The sequence below is a fragment of the Qipengyuania huizhouensis genome, from assembly GCF_019711635.1.
Lineage (GTDB): Bacteria > Pseudomonadota > Alphaproteobacteria > Sphingomonadales > Sphingomonadaceae > Qipengyuania > Qipengyuania huizhouensis.
The window spans coordinates 44100-59135 of sequence record NZ_JAIGNT010000005.1 but is presented as its reverse complement, the minus strand read 5'-3'; the positions used below and the strand labels follow the sequence as shown (position 1 = coordinate 59135).

Annotated in this window: 21 protein-coding genes; 18 read left to right on the top strand and 3 right to left on the bottom strand. The window is 61.1% G+C overall.

Going from position 1 to position 15036, the window contains the following annotated elements; translation table 11 throughout:
- Positions 1-15: 15 nt before the first annotated feature.
- Together K3180_RS06340 and K3180_RS06335 are read right to left on the bottom strand one after the other, a co-directional pair.
- Complete coding sequence (locus K3180_RS06340) at positions 16-678, bottom strand: hypothetical protein (RefSeq protein ID WP_221539120.1); 663 nt, start codon at positions 676-678, stop codon at positions 16-18.
- A gap of 121 nt (positions 679-799) precedes the next feature.
- Positions 800-1072 (bottom strand): hypothetical protein, encoded by a 273-nt coding sequence (locus K3180_RS06335; protein ID WP_221539117.1) that lies wholly within the window; start codon positions 1070-1072, stop codon positions 800-802.
- A 1310-nt stretch (positions 1073-2382) separates the two neighbouring features.
- On the opposite strand from K3180_RS06335, the gene K3180_RS06330 reads away from it, so the two are divergent.
- The 3 genes from K3180_RS06330 (at position 2383) to K3180_RS06320 (ending at position 3725) form a co-directional block, all read left to right on the top strand.
- Positions 2383-3006, top strand: a complete 624-nt coding sequence (locus K3180_RS06330) for an SOS response-associated peptidase (protein WP_221539115.1) — start codon at positions 2383-2385, stop codon at positions 3004-3006.
- An 83-nt stretch (positions 3007-3089) separates the two neighbouring features.
- Positions 3090-3317: an AbrB/MazE/SpoVT family DNA-binding domain-containing protein gene (locus tag K3180_RS06325; protein WP_221539113.1), complete on the top strand. Its 228-nt coding sequence runs from the start codon at positions 3090-3092 to the stop codon at positions 3315-3317.
- Positions 3318-3725 (top strand): type II toxin-antitoxin system death-on-curing family toxin, encoded by a 408-nt coding sequence (locus K3180_RS06320; protein ID WP_345719432.1) that lies wholly within the window; start codon positions 3318-3320, stop codon positions 3723-3725. It abuts the gene before it with no gap.
- Positions 3726-3748: 23 nt separating this feature from the next.
- Here K3180_RS06320 and K3180_RS06315 read toward each other — a convergent pair whose 3' ends face one another.
- Positions 3749-4165 (bottom strand): hypothetical protein, encoded by a 417-nt coding sequence (locus tag K3180_RS06315; RefSeq protein ID WP_221539112.1) that lies wholly within the window; start codon positions 4163-4165, stop codon positions 3749-3751.
- Positions 4166-4828: 663 nt separating this feature from the next.
- Between K3180_RS06315 and rpsL the strand changes: the two genes are divergently transcribed.
- The 15 genes from rpsL (at position 4829) to rpsQ (ending at position 15025) form a co-directional block, all read left to right on the top strand.
- The gene (rpsL, locus tag K3180_RS06310) at positions 4829-5200 is read left to right on the top strand and encodes a 30S ribosomal protein S12 (RefSeq protein ID WP_006831873.1); all 372 of its coding nucleotides are present in this window, start codon (positions 4829-4831) and stop codon (positions 5198-5200) included.
- Between the two features lie 24 nt (positions 5201-5224).
- Positions 5225-5695: a 30S ribosomal protein S7 gene (gene rpsG, locus K3180_RS06305; RefSeq protein ID WP_221539111.1), complete on the top strand. Its 471-nt coding sequence runs from the start codon at positions 5225-5227 to the stop codon at positions 5693-5695.
- A 137-nt stretch (positions 5696-5832) separates the two neighbouring features.
- On the top strand, positions 5833-7926 hold the full coding sequence (fusA, locus tag K3180_RS06300) for an elongation factor G (protein WP_221539109.1): 2094 nt from the start codon (positions 5833-5835) through the stop codon (positions 7924-7926).
- Positions 7927-8019: 93 nt separating this feature from the next.
- Positions 8020-9195, top strand: a complete 1176-nt coding sequence (gene tuf / locus K3180_RS06295; protein ID WP_221539107.1) for an elongation factor Tu — start codon at positions 8020-8022, stop codon at positions 9193-9195.
- Between the two features lie 317 nt (positions 9196-9512).
- The gene (gene rpsJ, locus K3180_RS06290; protein WP_006831877.1) at positions 9513-9824 is read left to right on the top strand and encodes a 30S ribosomal protein S10; all 312 of its coding nucleotides are present in this window, start codon (positions 9513-9515) and stop codon (positions 9822-9824) included.
- Positions 9825-10067: 243 nt separating this feature from the next.
- Positions 10068-10925 (top strand): 50S ribosomal protein L3, encoded by an 858-nt coding sequence (gene rplC, locus K3180_RS06285; protein ID WP_221539105.1) that lies wholly within the window; start codon positions 10068-10070, stop codon positions 10923-10925.
- Positions 10926-10927: 2 nt separating this feature from the next.
- Positions 10928-11551: a 50S ribosomal protein L4 gene (gene rplD / locus K3180_RS06280; protein ID WP_221539103.1), complete on the top strand. Its 624-nt coding sequence runs from the start codon at positions 10928-10930 to the stop codon at positions 11549-11551.
- On the top strand, positions 11544-11864 hold the full coding sequence (locus K3180_RS06275; RefSeq protein ID WP_221539101.1) for a 50S ribosomal protein L23: 321 nt from the start codon (positions 11544-11546) through the stop codon (positions 11862-11864). The genes rplD and K3180_RS06275 overlap by 8 nt, the downstream gene beginning before the upstream one ends.
- The gene (gene rplB, locus K3180_RS06270) at positions 11864-12700 is read left to right on the top strand and encodes a 50S ribosomal protein L2 (RefSeq protein ID WP_221539099.1); all 837 of its coding nucleotides are present in this window, start codon (positions 11864-11866) and stop codon (positions 12698-12700) included. Before K3180_RS06275 ends, rplB begins: the two co-directional genes overlap by 1 nt.
- A 6-nt stretch (positions 12701-12706) precedes the next feature.
- A complete protein-coding gene (rpsS, locus tag K3180_RS06265) occupies positions 12707-12982 on the top strand; it encodes a 30S ribosomal protein S19 (RefSeq protein WP_221539097.1) in 276 nt (91 codons plus the stop codon).
- Entirely contained in the window at positions 12982-13359 is a 378-nt protein-coding gene (rplV, locus tag K3180_RS06260; RefSeq protein WP_160728630.1) for a 50S ribosomal protein L22, read from the top strand. Before rpsS ends, rplV begins: the two co-directional genes overlap by 1 nt.
- Before the next feature lies 1 nt (position 13360).
- Positions 13361-14056 (top strand): 30S ribosomal protein S3, encoded by a 696-nt coding sequence (rpsC, locus tag K3180_RS06255; protein ID WP_221539094.1) that lies wholly within the window; start codon positions 13361-13363, stop codon positions 14054-14056.
- A gap of 21 nt (positions 14057-14077) precedes the next feature.
- A complete protein-coding gene (gene rplP, locus K3180_RS06250; RefSeq protein WP_040963569.1) occupies positions 14078-14512 on the top strand; it encodes a 50S ribosomal protein L16 in 435 nt (144 codons plus the stop codon).
- On the top strand, positions 14512-14721 hold the full coding sequence (gene rpmC, locus K3180_RS06245; protein ID WP_221539092.1) for a 50S ribosomal protein L29: 210 nt from the start codon (positions 14512-14514) through the stop codon (positions 14719-14721). Before rplP ends, rpmC begins: the two co-directional genes overlap by 1 nt.
- Positions 14722-14734: 13 nt before the next feature.
- Complete coding sequence (rpsQ, locus tag K3180_RS06240) at positions 14735-15025, top strand: 30S ribosomal protein S17 (protein WP_090478788.1); 291 nt, start codon at positions 14735-14737, stop codon at positions 15023-15025.
- The last annotated feature ends 11 nt before the right edge of the window (positions 15026-15036 follow it).

Genomic DNA, 15036 nt, shown 5'->3' with positions numbered 1-15036 from the left:
GGCGCGGGGGGAGGTCTAATCGTCGCCCGGCTCAGGCAGCGCTCTGTCGCGCTCGTCCTCACGCACAGCCTCCCGCGCCAGCCGGTCGGCGAAGTGGCGGGAAAGGGCGCATTCGCGGGTTTCCCCGGCCTGTCCCTGCGCGCCGTGGGTGCGGGCGGGCAGGCTCGCCAGAACTTCGCGGCGGATGCGTTCATAGACGGGGTGGCCGGGGCGGATATGCTCGGAATAGCGATCGGGGCGGCGGTTGCGCAGGAAGAACATCACCAGCGCCTCGTTATGCTTGGTGCCATAGGTGACCAGGCCGCCGTCGCCATCGGTCTTCCATACGGGCGTGTCCTGGATAGCACGGGCGAGCGCGCTGTCCTCCAGCCGCTGCACCCCGCGCTCCAGCGCCGCATCCCAGGCCGCCGCAAAGCCCTCCGCGCCCGGCTTGTTGCGCAGCTTGTAGAGCGCCTCCATGCTCTTGCCGATGGAGAGCGCCGCCTGCGTGACGATCCCGGTGGCCGCGAGCGAGGCGACAAAGCGCCGCTGGAGCGTAGGTGTGATGGAATTGGAACGCGGCTGCTTATGGAGATAGGGCGCGAAGGCGAGCAGGGGATCGTCGTCTTCCGGCAGGGGCGAGATATGCGCGGCGGCGGAAGTCGCCTGACGGGCGATCTTGCGGGTCGGTTCAGTCATGTTGCTTCCCGTCATTGCGAGGAGCCGCAGGCGACGCGGCAATCCATGGCGATGGTCTATGGATTGCTTCGCTACGCTCGCAATGACGTGTAGGAAAACGCTTTCGATCTGGCGCTTTATCCTAATCCCCGTTCAGCCACGCCAGCGCGCCTGCTTCCATCCCCTTGAACTTGGGCCATTTGTCGGGTTCGTCCGCCAGCGGCGCGCAGAGGAGGGCGGTGCCTTCGGGCAATTGCCACTTGATCCGGTGGTAGAGCCTGGAGCGGGTGAGGGCGGAGCGCACGAGCCAGAGGCCCTCTGCCAGCGGATGCCCGTCCCCATGCAGGTCGAGCGGCTGGGAAGGAGCGGCCCCGGGTTCGTGCCAGATCAGGTAGAGCGAGGTTTCGTCGGCCATACCGGATCAATGCAGCGGAGCAGAGAAAGTTCGGGCCAATGTCCATAACCCATCTTCCTGGAATGGCCCGGTCGGCGACTAGCCGACCGCAAGGCCGACCGGCCGCCCGAGCTTATGCGAGGAAGCCAAGGAGCGCGGATGCGCTCCGCCCGGCGTTTGAGGGTCCCCAACAAAAAACCAAAAAGCCACAACGCTCTATTTCAGGTTCCCCTAACCCAACACCCCGAACACCAGCGCGAGCAGCGCAAACCCCACCAGTCCGGCGATAAAGATCGCCCGGTTGCGGCGCTTGGTCAGGATGATCCTCGGGCTGCAATCAGCAGCCCGCAAGGGCGACCGCCCGCCGCGCGTTAGCGCGAAGCCAAGGCGGACGGATGTCCGCCGCCCGGCGTCTGAGGGTCAAACAAAAATGCCCCGCGCGCCTTGTCGGCATCATAGTGGATGGGTTCGTCGTCTCGGCCCTGTGGTGTGGGCATGGCATTCTCCTTGCCGAACCAACGGGTGAGGGGAGGGGGGAGGTTCCGGAGAAAGAAGCAGACCAAAAGGGCTGCATACCTCCACGCCTCTGAAATCGGCTTCGTCGTGCTCAAGTTGAACTTAGCGTTGTGCAGCGATGGCGTTTGACGAGTTAGCTTGTCGCCCCCACGATATCTCTAACGCGTTTTGAGCGTTGGAGGTAATCTACTCGAATGGATTGGGCAGAAGCCACCAGCGCCAGCAAAAAAGTCGAACGAAAAGCTAGAAATAGTGTTGAGCTTCCATGCGCGCTCAGCGTATGAAGGTGGCAGGGGACGACAAGCTATCTCGTCAAGACCTTTGGAAAGGTCAGACTGCTTAGCAAGGCATGGAACTTGTGTCCCACCACACTTCTGGTTTGGACCCAGCGCGTGTTGCCAATTCCTTCGTAGCAGCCCTTATGCTCAAACGGGAGAATTGTTCTCCCCACGTTCTCCACAAGTCGGACTGACCACTAGATACTGAATCAGAGGGGACTCCTGCGCAAGAGGGTCAATAAAGATTTAACGCGTCGGATGAGGACCTATATCCGCCGCTTTGCATGGGGTGACGCTGCGAAGCGTGGTCAAAGCTGGCTTTGCGAAATCGCAAGGCCAAAAGCGCAATGGGTGAAAATATTTTGCGGGCAATGAATTCGCATCGGGGTTTGCGAGTCATTCGAATCAAAGCGAGAAATTTTCGCAATATTTGCGAATCTACTAATCACCCTTTTCGACGAAGCGCAGCGAATAGCGCTTGATCAGCGCGGGCCTTTTCATTTGCGGCTATACCCATTCCGTCGCTAACCCGTACCCATGTGCAATCTGTATCGTATGACCAAAGGACATGCAGAGGTCGCCAACTGGTTTCGCGCTGACGATCAACTGGGCGGCGCGAACTTCGGGGACGAGGTCTATCCCGGATATCCCGGTGCGGTGATCGCGCAAGGCGCCCTCGTGTCGATGACATGGGGCTTTCCCCTTCAGCGCAAGGGGGCGAGGGGACAGCCGCTCAAGCCCAAGCCGGTCAACAATACGCGCACGGACAAGCTGGAAAGTTTCTTCTGGCGCTTCAGCTTTGCCGAGCGCCGCTGCCTCATCCCGCTTTCCGCATGGGCGGAGGCAGAAGGCCCGAAAGGTGGCAAGACGCGCAGCTGGCTTTCGCTGCCCGATGCCGACCTGTTCGCTTGCGCGGGTATCTGGCGCGACAGCGAGGAATGGGGGCGCTGCTATTCCATGGTAATGACCGATGCCTGCGGCGCAGCGGCAGAGTGCCATGACCGTATGCCCGTCATCCTGCGCCCGGAGGATTATACGGTCTGGACCGATGCCGATCCCGAAACTGCGCGGAGGCTGTGCAGGCCGTGGGAGGGCGACCTGGTGCTCGACCGGACGCCGGAACCATGGGCGCGCGGCGGAGCGCAGACCTCGCTCCTGTAGGAACTCTCGTCGGCCAGACCGCCGCCACCCGTCACCCCGCCACCCACCTTGCGCTCTCCACCCTTTCACGTTATAACACCCGTATGAACACGACGCTCAAGATAACCCGCATCGGCAATTCCGCCGGGATCGTCCTGCCCAAGGAAGTGCTGGCCCGCTTGCGCGTCGGGCCGGGCGATGCGCTGCATCTGACCGAAGCGCCGGACGGAATGCGTTTGACCGCGCACGATCCCGATTTCGCTGCGACCATGGACCTTGCCGAGGAAATCATGCGCGAGGATCGCAATATCCTGCGCGAACTCGCGAAATAAGTGTCCAAACAAGTCACCGACCGCAGCGAACCCCGCTGGATCGACGAGACGGTCATCCTTGCCGTGCACGACCGCCAGCTCGGCGAGCATGGCGGACCTGCTGGGGTGCGCGATGCCGGTGCGCTGGCGAGCGCGCTCGCCCGGCCGGTCAACCAGTGGCACTATGGCACGGACGACGCTTGCGCGCTGGCGGCGGCCTACGCCTTCGGCATTGCGCGCAACCATCCCTTCGTCGACGGCAACAAGCGCACGGCCTGGATCGCCGCGCGGCTGTTCCTGCGGCTCAACGGTTACAAGCTGACCTTTGCGGAGCGGGATGCGCTATTCACCGTGCTCGCCCTTGCATCGGGCGATCTTGCCGAGGATGAACTGGCCGACTGGCTGCGCGGGCATTGCACCGGCGCTTGACCAATCTCCGGCAGCGGTCCTGCTTACCCCACGCGTTCGCGCATGATGTCGAGAATGCCGGGCAGCTTCTCCTTCTCGCGCTTCATCATCCATGCGGTCGCGATACCGGCCCCGGCGAACATGCAGATCATGAAGCCGACAAGGCCATCATCCTCGATGCCGAACAGCAGGGCGCCGATCAGCCCGCCGCCAATCATTCCGGCGAAGAATACCGGCATTCCCGTGAGCGTCAGGTTGCGCCGCAGCGCCTTCTGCCTGCGTGCCGCATCATTGAAGGTGACTTCGAATTCGTTGGGGCCCAGTTGGGCGAGGGTGCTGTCCGGGTCCGTGCGCTTGATGCGTTCGTATTCCGCCTGAACGGCAACCCCTGCATTGCGCTGTCTGGAAACTGCGTAGGCAACTGCGGACGCAACGACGATAAAAACCAAAACCCAGAACATCCGCCCCCCCCTGATTTGACGAATACTCTTTGCAATAAAAAGCCGAGCCCTTAACATTTGTCAAACGGCTGGCGGGACTTTGCAAACCCGAACCGTCTTGACCAATCCCCCCTTCATCAGTAAGTGCGCGCCCATCCGGTGTAGGATTCGTCCAACAGCGGTCAGATAGAGCTGAACATTGCCGGTCATGTCCCGGGGGCCTGTCGCACATGCGATAAGGCTCTTTTCTATTGCGGCAGCTCTGTGAGGATAGCGGTCCCCGCTTTCGCGAGGACTGCGCGCTTCCGCAAGGAAGCCTTGCAGAAGCGCTTGGGGCAGCCGTCAAAGTAACCCGGTGGCCGTGTGGCCGCGGGTGGAGTGATTTCAGCTTAGACGTCATTCCAGCGAAAGCTGGAATCTCGTGCCGCAGGTGCAACGCTTGTGGGCAGCGATCCCAGCTTTCGCCGGGATGACGGGCTAAGCCAGTCACACCACCCGAAACCACTAGTCGTCACTTTCATGGGAAAGCGGTCCGCCCCTTTTCCGTTCGCCCTGAGCTTGTCGAAGGGTCGTACTGTTTTTGGTGAAGCCTCTCCTTTCAGGAAGGACGGTGCTTCGACAAGCTCAGCACGAACGGAACAGGAGCCAATCGCCGGACCACCAACGGTGAAGAGAAAGAATTCTATGCCGACGATCAACCAGCTGGTCCGCAAGGGCCGCGTTCCGCAGAAGGCCAAGTCCAAGGTCCCTGCGATGGAGCAGAACCCGCAGAAGCGCGGCGTTTGCACCCGCGTCTATACGACGACCCCGAAGAAGCCGAACTCGGCTCTGCGTAAAGTTGCCAAGGTCCGCCTGACCAACCAGCGCGAAGTCATCTCCTACATCCCGGGCGAAGGCCACAACCTGCAGGAGCACAGCGTCGTGCTCATCCGCGGCGGCCGTGTTCGCGACCTTCCCGGCGTTCGCTACCACGTCCTTCGCGGCGTGCTCGATACGCAGGGCGTGAAGGATCGCAAGCAGTCGCGCTCGAAGTACGGCGCGAAGCGTCCGAAGTAATCCACGGGACTTAGGAGATAATCAATGAGTCGTCGTCGTCGTCCCGAGAAGCGGGAAATCCTGCCTGATCCGAAATTCAACGATCAGGTCCTTTCGAAATTCATGAACAACCTGATGTATGACGGCAAGAAGGCCGTTGCAGAAGGCATCGTCTATACCGCGCTCGACGTGGTCGAGGAAAAGTCCAAGGCGAACCCGGTGGAGGTGTTCCACTCTGCGCTCGAAAACATCAAGCCGCAGGTCGAAGTGCGCAGCCGCCGCGTCGGCGGTGCGACCTACCAGGTGCCGGTGGAGGTGCGCCCCGAGCGTGCCCAGGCACTGGCGATCCGCTGGCTGATCTCGGCCGCGCGTGGCCGTCCGGAAACCACCATGGCCGCACGCCTTTCGGGCGAGCTGATGGATGCCTCCAACAACCGCGGCAATGCCGTGAAGAAGCGCGAAGACGCCCACCGCATGGCGGAAGCGAACCGCGCCTTCTCGCACTACCGCTGGTAAGGCGTTCCGTATCGGGGCTCTCCTCCTTCGCCCGCTCGTCCTGAGCCTGTCGAAGGATCGGAGGGCCTCGAAACGGTCACATTAATCCCTACATGGGGGCGCAAGCTAGCTCACCCCCGACTTACGAGGAATTCCACATGGCCCGCGAATATCCGCTGGAGCGGTACCGCAACATCGGCATCATGGCTCACATCGATGCCGGCAAGACCACCACGACCGAGCGTATCCTCTACTACACCGGCAAATCCTACAAGATCGGCGAAGTCCATGACGGCGCCGCCACCATGGACTGGATGGAGCAGGAGCAGGAACGCGGCATCACCATCACGTCCGCCGCGACGACCACGTTCTGGGCAGCCGAGGACGGTGAAGGTCCCAAGCACCGCATCAACATCATCGACACCCCCGGCCACGTCGACTTCACCATCGAAGTCGAACGCTCGCTGCGCGTGCTCGACGGCGCGGTAGCCGTCTTCGACGGCGTCGCCGGCGTAGAACCCCAGTCCGAAACCGTGTGGCGCCAGGCCGACAAGTACGGCGTGCCTCGGATGTGCTTCATTAATAAGTTGGACCGTACCGGCGCCGACTTTTACTACTGCGTCCAGTCGATCATCGACCGTCTCGGCGCGAAGCCGCTTGTGCTGTATCTTCCGATCGGCGCGGAAAGCGACCTCAAGGGCGTGGTCGATCTCGTGAACAACCGCGGTATCGTGTGGGAAGACGATGGCCTCGGCGCAACGTTCAACTATGTCGACATCCCCGCAGAGCTCGCCGATAAGGCTGCCGAATATCGCGAAATGCTGATCGAGACCGCCGTCGAACAGGACGACGACGTGATGGAACAGTATCTCGAAGGCAATGAGCCCGATGCGGCAACGCTCAAGAAGCTGATCCGCAAGGGCACCATGGCGCGGGACTTCGTCCCTGTCCTGTGCGGTTCGGCGTTCAAAAACAAGGGCGTCCAGCCCCTGCTCGACGCGGTCGTCGACTACATGCCTTCGCCGCTCGACGTTCCCGCCATCAAGGGCGTCCTGCCCGATAGCGACGAAGAGCAAACCCGTCCTTCGAGTGACGAAGCGCCGTTCTCCGCGCTGGCGTTCAAGATCATGAACGACCCGTTCGTCGGCTCGCTGACCTTCACCCGCATCTATTCGGGCCAGCTCTCGAAGGGCAGCGTCCTGAACTCGGTGAAGGACAAGAAGGAAAAGATCGGCCGCATGCTGCTGATGCACTCGAACAACCGCGAGGACATCGATGAAGCATTCGCAGGCGACATCGTCGCCATCGCAGGTCTGAAGGAAACCACCACCGGCGACACGCTTTGTGCGTCGAACGCTCCGATCATTCTCGAGCGCATGGAATTCCCCGAGCCGGTTATCGAACTTTCGGTCGAACCGAAGACCAAGGCCGACCAGGAAAAGATGGGCGTCGCGCTCAACCGCCTGGCAGCTGAAGACCCGAGCTTCCGCGTCACCACCGATCACGAATCGGGCCAGACGATCATCAAGGGCATGGGCGAGCTTCACCTCGACATCCTCGTCGATCGTATGAAGCGCGAATTCAAGGTCGAGGCGAATGTCGGCGCACCGCAGGTGGCTTATCGTGAATATCTCGGCAAGCCGGTCGACGTGGACTACACCCATAAGAAGCAGTCGGGTGGTTCGGGTCAGTTCGGTCGAGTCAAGGTCAAGGTCGAGCCGGGTGAGCGCGGCCAGGGCTTCGTCTTCCAGGACGAAATCAAGGGCGGCAACATTCCGAAGGAATACATCCCCGCGATCGAGAAGGGTTTCCGCGAACAGGCCGAAAGCGGCCATCTCGTCGGCTTCCCCATCATCGACTTCACTGTAACCCTTTACGACGGTGCCTACCACGACGTCGACTCGAGCGCGATCGCGTTCGAAATCGCCGGCCGCGGCGCCATGCGTGAAGTGGCCGAGCGTGCCGGCATCAAGCTGCTTGAGCCGATCATGAAGGTGGAAGTCGTGACCCCCGAGGATTATCTCGGCGACGTCATCGGCGACCTCAACTCACGTCGTGGCCAGATCCAGGGCACAGACAGCCGCGGCAATGCCCAGGCGGTCGAAGCCAACGTGCCGCTTGCGAACATGTTCGGTTACGTGAACGAACTGCGTTCCTTCACCCAGGGTCGTGCACAATACACGATGCAGTTCAGTCATTATGACGAAGTTCCGGCCAACGTGGCGCAGGAAGTCAAGGAGAAGCTTGCGTAAGCGAGCCGACAGGTCTAGGGGCGGCGCCTGATTCAGCGGGCGCCGTTTCCTCCCCGCAGAAATCCCAAATTTTAAGACAGAGGTTATTGTAAAATGGCGAAGGAAAAATTCGAGCGTAATAAGCCGCACGTTAACGTCGGCACCATCGGTCACGTTGACCACGGCAAGACCACGCTGACCGCGGCGATCACCAAGGTCATGGGTTCGGCCGTCGATTTCGCCAACATCGACAAGGCTCCCGAAGAGCGTGAGCGCGGCATCACCATCTCGACTGCGCACGTCGAGTACGAAACCGACAACCGCCACTATGCGCACGTCGACTGCCCGGGTCACGCCGACTACGTGAAGAACATGATCACCGGTGCGGCCCAGATGGACGGTGCCATCCTGGTCGTGAACGCTGCTGACGGCCCGATGCCGCAGACCCGCGAACACATCCTGCTCGCTCGCCAGGTCGGCGTTCCGCAGCTGGTCGTTTACCTGAACAAGGTCGACCAGGTCGATGACGAAGAAATCCTCGAACTCGTTGAACTCGAAGTCCGCGAACTCCTGAGCTCGTATGACTTCGATGGCGACAACATTCCGATCATCAAGGGTTCGGCTCTGGCTGCACTCGAAGGTCGTGACGAAGAAATCGGCGAAAACTCCATCAAGGAACTGATGGCAGCCGTCGACGAATACATCCCGACCCCGGATCGCCCGGTCGACAAGCCGTTCCTGATGCCGATCGAAGACGTGTTCTCGATCTCGGGTCGCGGTACGGTTGTCACGGGTCGCGTTGAAACCGGCGTCGTGAACGTTGGTGACGAAGTTGAAATCGTCGGCATCAAGGACACTTCGAAAACGACCGTCACCGGCGTCGAAATGTTCCGTAAGCTGCTCGACCGCGGTGAAGCCGGCGACAACATCGGTGCCCTGATCCGCGGTGTGGCACGGGAAGACGTTGAGCGTGGCCAGGTTCTGGCGAAGCCCGGTTCGGTTACGCCGCACACCGAGTTCAGCGCCGAAGTCTACGTCCTTTCGAAGGACGAAGGCGGCCGTCACACGCCGTTCTTCGCAAACTATCGTCCGCAGTTCTACTTCCGCACCACCGACGTGACTGGCGAAGTGATCCTTCCCGAAGGCACCGAAATGGTGATGCCGGGCGACAACGTGACGATCGATGTCAAGCTGATCGCACCGATCGCTATGGACGAAGGTCTGCGTTTCGCAATCCGTGAAGGCGGTCGTACCGTCGGCTCGGGCGTTGTCTCGAAGATTTCGAAGTAAGCTTCGACTGTAAATTCAGGGACCCGCTCTTCCTTCGGGAGGGGCGGGTTTCTGCTGTTTAGTAGGGACGTAAAGCTGCCGTCAGGCACATTTCGTCACTCTCGATGACTGCAAGTTCGACTTGGCGGAATTCGGGGGTTGCCAGATCGGGGTCTCCCCCGTATATGCGCGCCAACAGACGGGGATTCGTCCCTGATAAGAGAATTCATGGAAGGTCGCCCGCATCCGGGAAACCGGGCTCGCAAGCGGGGCTGACCTTTCTTTTTGTTTGCGGGCCACTTTCTGGCCCGTTTGGCTCTTTCGCATCGGTGTAGGTAATGGAAGCACAGAATATCCGCATTCGCCTCAAGGCGTTCGACCATCGCGTTCTCGACCAGGCAACTGGTGAGATTGCAGACACCGCGCGTCGCACGGGTGCCCTTATTCGTGGTCCCATTCCCATGCCGACGCGTATCGAAAAGTTCACCGTGAACCGCGGCCCGCACATCGACAAGAAGTCGCGCGAGCAGTTCGAGGTGCGCACCTACAAGCGGCTGCTCGATATCGTGCAGCCCAACGCCCAGACCGTCGACGCGCTGATGAAGCTCGACCTCGCGGCAGGCGTTAACGTCGAAATCAAGCTGGCCTGAGCCAACTGATTTCGGTCCACCTGCCGGACCTTAAGCTGCAGGAAAGCTCAGGGGCGCTCGATAGCCCCGCCGGATCGCAAGGTCAGGCAAGACATCGGGATACCGCCGGATTTGATCCGGGACTGCGTCCCCCGTCTGCTTCCCCAGGGAGGCAATCAGCCCGGACGGGGCACGCATCGCACAATCGGGCTGGCAAGCACCCTGGGGATGGGCCCTTGGGTGCCTCTGTTGAGGAGTTTGACGATGCGCACAGGCGTGATCGCAAAGAAAGTCGGGATGACCCGCCTCTTCCAGGAGGACGGACGGCACGTACCCGTGACCGTTCTTTCGCTGGAAGATTGCCAGGTTACCGCACATCGCACGGAAGATCGTAACGGCTATTACGGCGTCCAGGTCGGATCGGGCGAAGCGAAACAGAAGAATGTGAACAAGCCGCAGCGCGAAGCCTTTGCCAAGGCCGAGGTTCCGCTGAAGATGAAAGTCGCGGAATTCCGTGTGGATAGCGAGGAAGGTCTTCTTCCCGTCGGTGCCCGCATTTCCGCCGAACACTTCGTCGCCGGCCAGAAGGTCGACATCACCGGCCACACTCAGGGTAAGGGCTTTGCCGGCGCCATGAAGCGTTGGGGCTTCGGCGGTCTGCGCGCCACCCACGGTGTTTCGATCTCGCACCGCTCGCATGGTTCGACGGGTAACCGTCAGGACCCGGGCCGCGTGTTCAAGGGCAAGAAGATGGCCGGTCACATGGGTGACCGCCAGCGTACGCAGCAGAACCTCGAGATCGTGCGCACAGACGCCGATCGCGGCCTCCTTTTCGTCAAGGGCTCCGTCCCGGGCGCGAAGAATGGCTGGCTGATGGTTCGTGATGCCGTGAAGGTTGCGATGCCGGAAAATCTCCCGTTCCCGGGCGTGATGTACCGCAATCGCGAAGAGTTCGAGCACCAGGAAGCTGATGCCGGCCTCGTCGAAAGCGCAGCCGAGCACGAAGTCAGCACCGAAGTCTCCGCTGAGCAGCAGGAAAAGCTGATGCAGCAGCAGGAATCGGGTGCGGACGCCGAAACCACCACCGACGGCGCTGCCGACGGTGAAAGCAAGGAGTCCTGATCGTGAAGGTCAAGGTCCAGAAAATCGACGGCAAGGCGTCGGGCGATATCGAGCTGAACGACGATGTGTTCGGCGTCGAGCCGCGCGCCGACATCCTGCACCGCGTTGTCACATGGCAGCTCGAGAACCGTCGCGGAACCGCACGCCCCACGCGTGAGCGTTCGGACGTTGCTCGCACGGGCAAGAAGTTCGGTCGCCAGAAGGGTTCGGGCGGCGCTCGTCACGGTGACCGCGGCGCTCCGATCTTCATCGGCGGCGGTAAGGCTCATGGTGCGCGCAAGCGTGACTTCGAGCAGTCGCTGAACAAGAAGATCCGCGCGCTCGGGCTCAAAATGGCGCTTTCGAGCAAGGCGAAGGACGGCCTCATCGTCGTTGACAGTCTTGAGCTCAAGGATGCCAAGACCAAAGCGCTCAAGGGCATGTTCGACAAGAATGGCTGGGCCGGCAAGGTTCTGGTCATCGACGGCGAAAGTGTGAATGACGGCTTTAAGAAGGCTGCCGGAAACCTGCCGGGCGTCAACGTCCTGCCGGCGATGGGTGCCAACGTCTACGACATCCTGAAGCACGACACGCTGGTCCTCACCAAGGACGCGGTCGAGAAGCTGGAGGGCCGTTTCAATGGCTAAGAAGCAGGCAATCGAAGCGCGTCACTACGACGTGATCCTCGCTCCGCACATCACCGAAAAGTCGACCATGGCTTCGGAGAACAACGCGGTCGTATTCAAGGTCGCAGGCGATGCGACCAAGCCGCAGATCAAGGAAGCTGTTGAGGCGATCTACGCCGAGCAGAAGGCCAAGGTCGTCGCGGTGAACACGATCAACGTGAAGGGCAAGACCAAGCGCTGGAAGGGCAAGCCCTACAAGCGCAACGACGTGAAGAAGGCGATCGTCACCCTCGCTGAGGGTTCGATGATCGACATCACGGAAGGTGTAGGCTGATGGCACTCAAGAATTACAAACCGACGAGCCCCGCGCGCCGCGGCCTCATCCTCGTCGACAAGTCGGGCCTGTATAAGGGCAAGCCCGTCAAGTCGCTCACGGAAGGCAAGCGCAAGACCGGTGGCCGGAACAACAAGGGTCATGTCACCTCGCGTGGCATCGGCGGCGGTCACAAGCAGAAGTACCGCTTCATCGACTTCAAGCGTCGCAAGTGGGACGTGGAAGGTACCGTGGAACGGATCGAATACGATCCCAACCGCACCGCTTTCATCGCCCTGGTGAAGTACGAAGACGGCGAGCAGGCCTACATCATTGCTCCGCAGCGCCTCGCTGTCGGCGACAAGGTCATCGCGGCCGAAAAGACCGACACCAAGCCCGGTAACGCCATGTTGCTCGGTCAGATGCCGGTCGGCACTATTTGCCACAACGTGGAAATGAAGCCTGGCAAGGGCGGCCAGATCGCCCGTTCGGCAGGTGCCTATGTTCAGTTGGTCGGTCGTGATCGCGGCATGGTCATCGTGCGACTCAACAGCGGTGAGCAGCGTTATCTGCGTGCCGACTGCATGGGTACCGTCGGTGCCGTATCGAACCCGGACAACCAGAACCAGAACCTGGGCAAGGCCGGTCGTCGTCGCTGGATGGGTATCAAGCCGCTGACCCGCGGTGTCGCCAAGAACCCGGTCGATCACCCGCATGGCGGTGGTGAAGGCCGGACCTCGGGCGGCCGTCATCCGGTCACTCCGTGGGGTAAGCCGACCAAGGGCGCCCGTACTCGCAAGAACAAGCAGACGGACAAGATGATCATCCGTTCGCGCCACGCGAAGAAGAAGAGGTAATCCGACATGGCTCGTTCCGTCTGGAAAGGTCCGTTCGTCGAACTCAGCCTTCTTAAGAAGGCAGAAGAGGCGCAGGACGCAAGCAGCACCAAGCCGATCAAGACCTGGTCGCGCCGCAGCACCATCCTGCCCCAGTTCGTCGGTCTCACGTTCAACGTGTACAACGGCCACAAGTTCATCCCGGTCTCCGTCTCGGAAGAGATGGTTGGTCACAAGCTCGGCGAATTCGCGCCCACGCGCACTTTCCCGGGTCACGCTGCCGACAAGAAGGGTAAGCGCTGATGAGCAAGCAGAAAGCACCCCGTCGCGTCGCCGACAACGAGGCTCTGGCTGTGGGCACCACCATCCGTGGTTCCGCGCAGAAGCTGAATCTCGTTGCCGAGCTCATTCGCGGCAAGAAGGCCGAAGAGGCCCTCAACATCCTCGCCTTCTCGAAGAAGTCGATGGCTAAGGATGCCACGAAGGTTCTCGCTTCGGCGATCGCCAACGCGGAAAACAACCACAACCTCGATGTCGACGCGCTGGTCGTTGCAGAGGCTTCGGTAGGCAAGTCGATCACGATGAAGCGCTTCCACACCCGTGGTCGCGGCAAGTCGACGCGCATCCTGAAGCCGTTCAGCCGCCTTCGCATCGTCGTCCGCGAGCAGGAGGAGGCGTAAGATGGGCCATAAGAGCAATCCGATCGGTCTGCGCCTGCAGATCAACCGCACCTGGGACAGCCGCTGGTACGCCGAAGGGCGTGATTACGCCAAGCTGCTGGCCGAGGACATCGAGATCCGCAAGTTCATCCTCGAGAACGCTGCCCAGGCTGCAATCTCTAAAGTTGTGATCGAGCGTCCGGCGAAGCTGTGCCGCATTTCGATCTATGCGGCGCGTCCCGGCGTCATCATCGGCAAGAAGGGCGCGGACATCGAAAAGCTGCGCACGAAGCTGTCGAAGATGACTGCAAGCGAAGTGAAGCTGAACATCGTCGAAATCCGCAAGCCGGAAGTCGATGCGAAGCTCGTCGCTCAGGGCATTGCCGATCAGCTGATCCGCCGTGTGGCTTTCCGCCGTGCGATGAAGCGCGCCATGCAGTCGGCCATGCGCCTTGGTGCCGAAGGCATCAAGATCATGTGCGGCGGCCGTCTCGGCGGTGCGGAAATCGCTCGCGTAGAACAGTATCGCGAAGGCCGCGTTCCGCTTCATACGCTTCGCGCCAACATCGATTATGCCGAAGCCGAGGCGCTGACCGCCTATGGCATCATCGGCATCAAGGTGTGGGTCTTCAAGGGTGAGATTCTCGGCCATGACCCGACCGCGCAGGATCGTCTGATGATGGAATCGCAGACCTCCGGCGTCCGTCCGGCTCGCTGATTGCAGGTATAGGAAAGAACCATGCTGCAACCGAAGAAAACCAAGTACCGCAAGGCGTTCAAGGGCAAGATCCATGGCAACGCCAAGGGCGGCACCACGCTCAATTTCGGCTCGTACGGCCTGAAGGCCCTTGAGCCGGAGCGTATCACCGCACGCCAGATCGAAGCGGCTCGCCGTGCGATCACGCGTCACATCAAGCGCCAGGGTCGTCTCTGGATCCGCGTTTTCCCCGACGTGCCGGTTTCCAAGAAGCCTGCCGAAGTCCGTCAGGGTAAGGGCAAGGGTTCGGTCGAATACTGGGCAGCTCGTGTGAAGCCGGGCCGCATCCTGTTCGAACTCGACGGCGTCGCCGGCCCGCTGGCCGCCGAAGCGTTCAGCCGCGCAGCCATGAAGCTGCCGGTCAAGACCAAGGTCGTTGCCCGCCTGGGCGACACCTCGCACCTCGGAGGCGAATAATGAGCAAGATCGAAGATCTGCGCCAGAAGAGCGATGACCAGCTGGACGAAGAACTGACCAGTCTCAAGCGCGAGCAGTTCAATCTGCGCTTCCAGGCTGCGACCAACCAGCTCGAAGCTCCGGCTCGCATCCGCGAAGTCCGTCGTTCGATCGCCAAGATCAAGACGCTGCAGGGCGAACGCGCCCGCGCAGCGGCAGCCAAGGCGTAAGGAGTAGTAGACCATGCCCAAACGTATCCTGATCGGGACCGTCACCTCCGACAAGACCGACAAGACCGTGACCGTGCTCGTCGAGCGCAAGGTGAAGCACCCCCTCTACGGGAAGATCATCCGTCGTTCGAAGAAGTACCACGCCCATGACGAGAAGAACGAGTACCAGCTCGGCGACGTCGTGCGTATCGAAGAAACCAAGCCGATCTCGAAAACCAAGACCTGGATGGTCAAGGATCGGGTGACGGCAGGCGGAACCCAGGCTGTCGAGGCCGACCTCGAAGTCGAAGCCGCAGGCAACTGACGTTTAGGAAC

Excerpts from the sequence above, each read along its gene's own strand:
- K3180_RS06340 (WP_221539120.1), bottom strand. The coding sequence starts at position 678 with ATGACTGAACCGACCCGCAAGATCGCCCGTCAGGCGACTTCCGCCGCC.
- K3180_RS06335 (WP_221539117.1), bottom strand. The coding sequence starts at position 1,072 with ATGGCCGACGAAACCTCGCTCTACCTGATCTGGCACGAACCCGGGGCC.
- K3180_RS06330 (WP_221539115.1), top strand. The coding sequence starts at position 2,383 with ATGTGCAATCTGTATCGTATGACCAAAGGACATGCAGAGGTCGCCAAC.
- K3180_RS06325 (WP_221539113.1), top strand. The coding sequence starts at position 3,090 with ATGAACACGACGCTCAAGATAACCCGCATCGGCAATTCCGCCGGGATC.
- K3180_RS06315 (WP_221539112.1), bottom strand. The coding sequence starts at position 4,165 with ATGTTCTGGGTTTTGGTTTTTATCGTCGTTGCGTCCGCAGTTGCCTAC.
- rpsL (WP_006831873.1), top strand. The coding sequence starts at position 4,829 with ATGCCGACGATCAACCAGCTGGTCCGCAAGGGCCGCGTTCCGCAGAAG.
- rpsG (WP_221539111.1), top strand. The coding sequence starts at position 5,225 with ATGAGTCGTCGTCGTCGTCCCGAGAAGCGGGAAATCCTGCCTGATCCG.
- fusA (WP_221539109.1), top strand. The coding sequence starts at position 5,833 with ATGGCCCGCGAATATCCGCTGGAGCGGTACCGCAACATCGGCATCATG.
- tuf (WP_221539107.1), top strand. The coding sequence starts at position 8,020 with ATGGCGAAGGAAAAATTCGAGCGTAATAAGCCGCACGTTAACGTCGGC.
- rpsJ (WP_006831877.1), top strand. The coding sequence starts at position 9,513 with ATGGAAGCACAGAATATCCGCATTCGCCTCAAGGCGTTCGACCATCGC.
- rplC (WP_221539105.1), top strand. The coding sequence starts at position 10,068 with ATGCGCACAGGCGTGATCGCAAAGAAAGTCGGGATGACCCGCCTCTTC.
- K3180_RS06275 (WP_221539101.1), top strand. The coding sequence starts at position 11,544 with ATGGCTAAGAAGCAGGCAATCGAAGCGCGTCACTACGACGTGATCCTC.
- rplB (WP_221539099.1), top strand. The coding sequence starts at position 11,864 with ATGGCACTCAAGAATTACAAACCGACGAGCCCCGCGCGCCGCGGCCTC.
- rpsS (WP_221539097.1), top strand. The coding sequence starts at position 12,707 with ATGGCTCGTTCCGTCTGGAAAGGTCCGTTCGTCGAACTCAGCCTTCTT.
- rplV (WP_160728630.1), top strand. The coding sequence starts at position 12,982 with ATGAGCAAGCAGAAAGCACCCCGTCGCGTCGCCGACAACGAGGCTCTG.
- rpsC (WP_221539094.1), top strand. The coding sequence starts at position 13,361 with ATGGGCCATAAGAGCAATCCGATCGGTCTGCGCCTGCAGATCAACCGC.
- rplP (WP_040963569.1), top strand. The coding sequence starts at position 14,078 with ATGCTGCAACCGAAGAAAACCAAGTACCGCAAGGCGTTCAAGGGCAAG.
- rpmC (WP_221539092.1), top strand. The coding sequence starts at position 14,512 with ATGAGCAAGATCGAAGATCTGCGCCAGAAGAGCGATGACCAGCTGGAC.
- rpsQ (WP_090478788.1), top strand. The coding sequence starts at position 14,735 with ATGCCCAAACGTATCCTGATCGGGACCGTCACCTCCGACAAGACCGAC.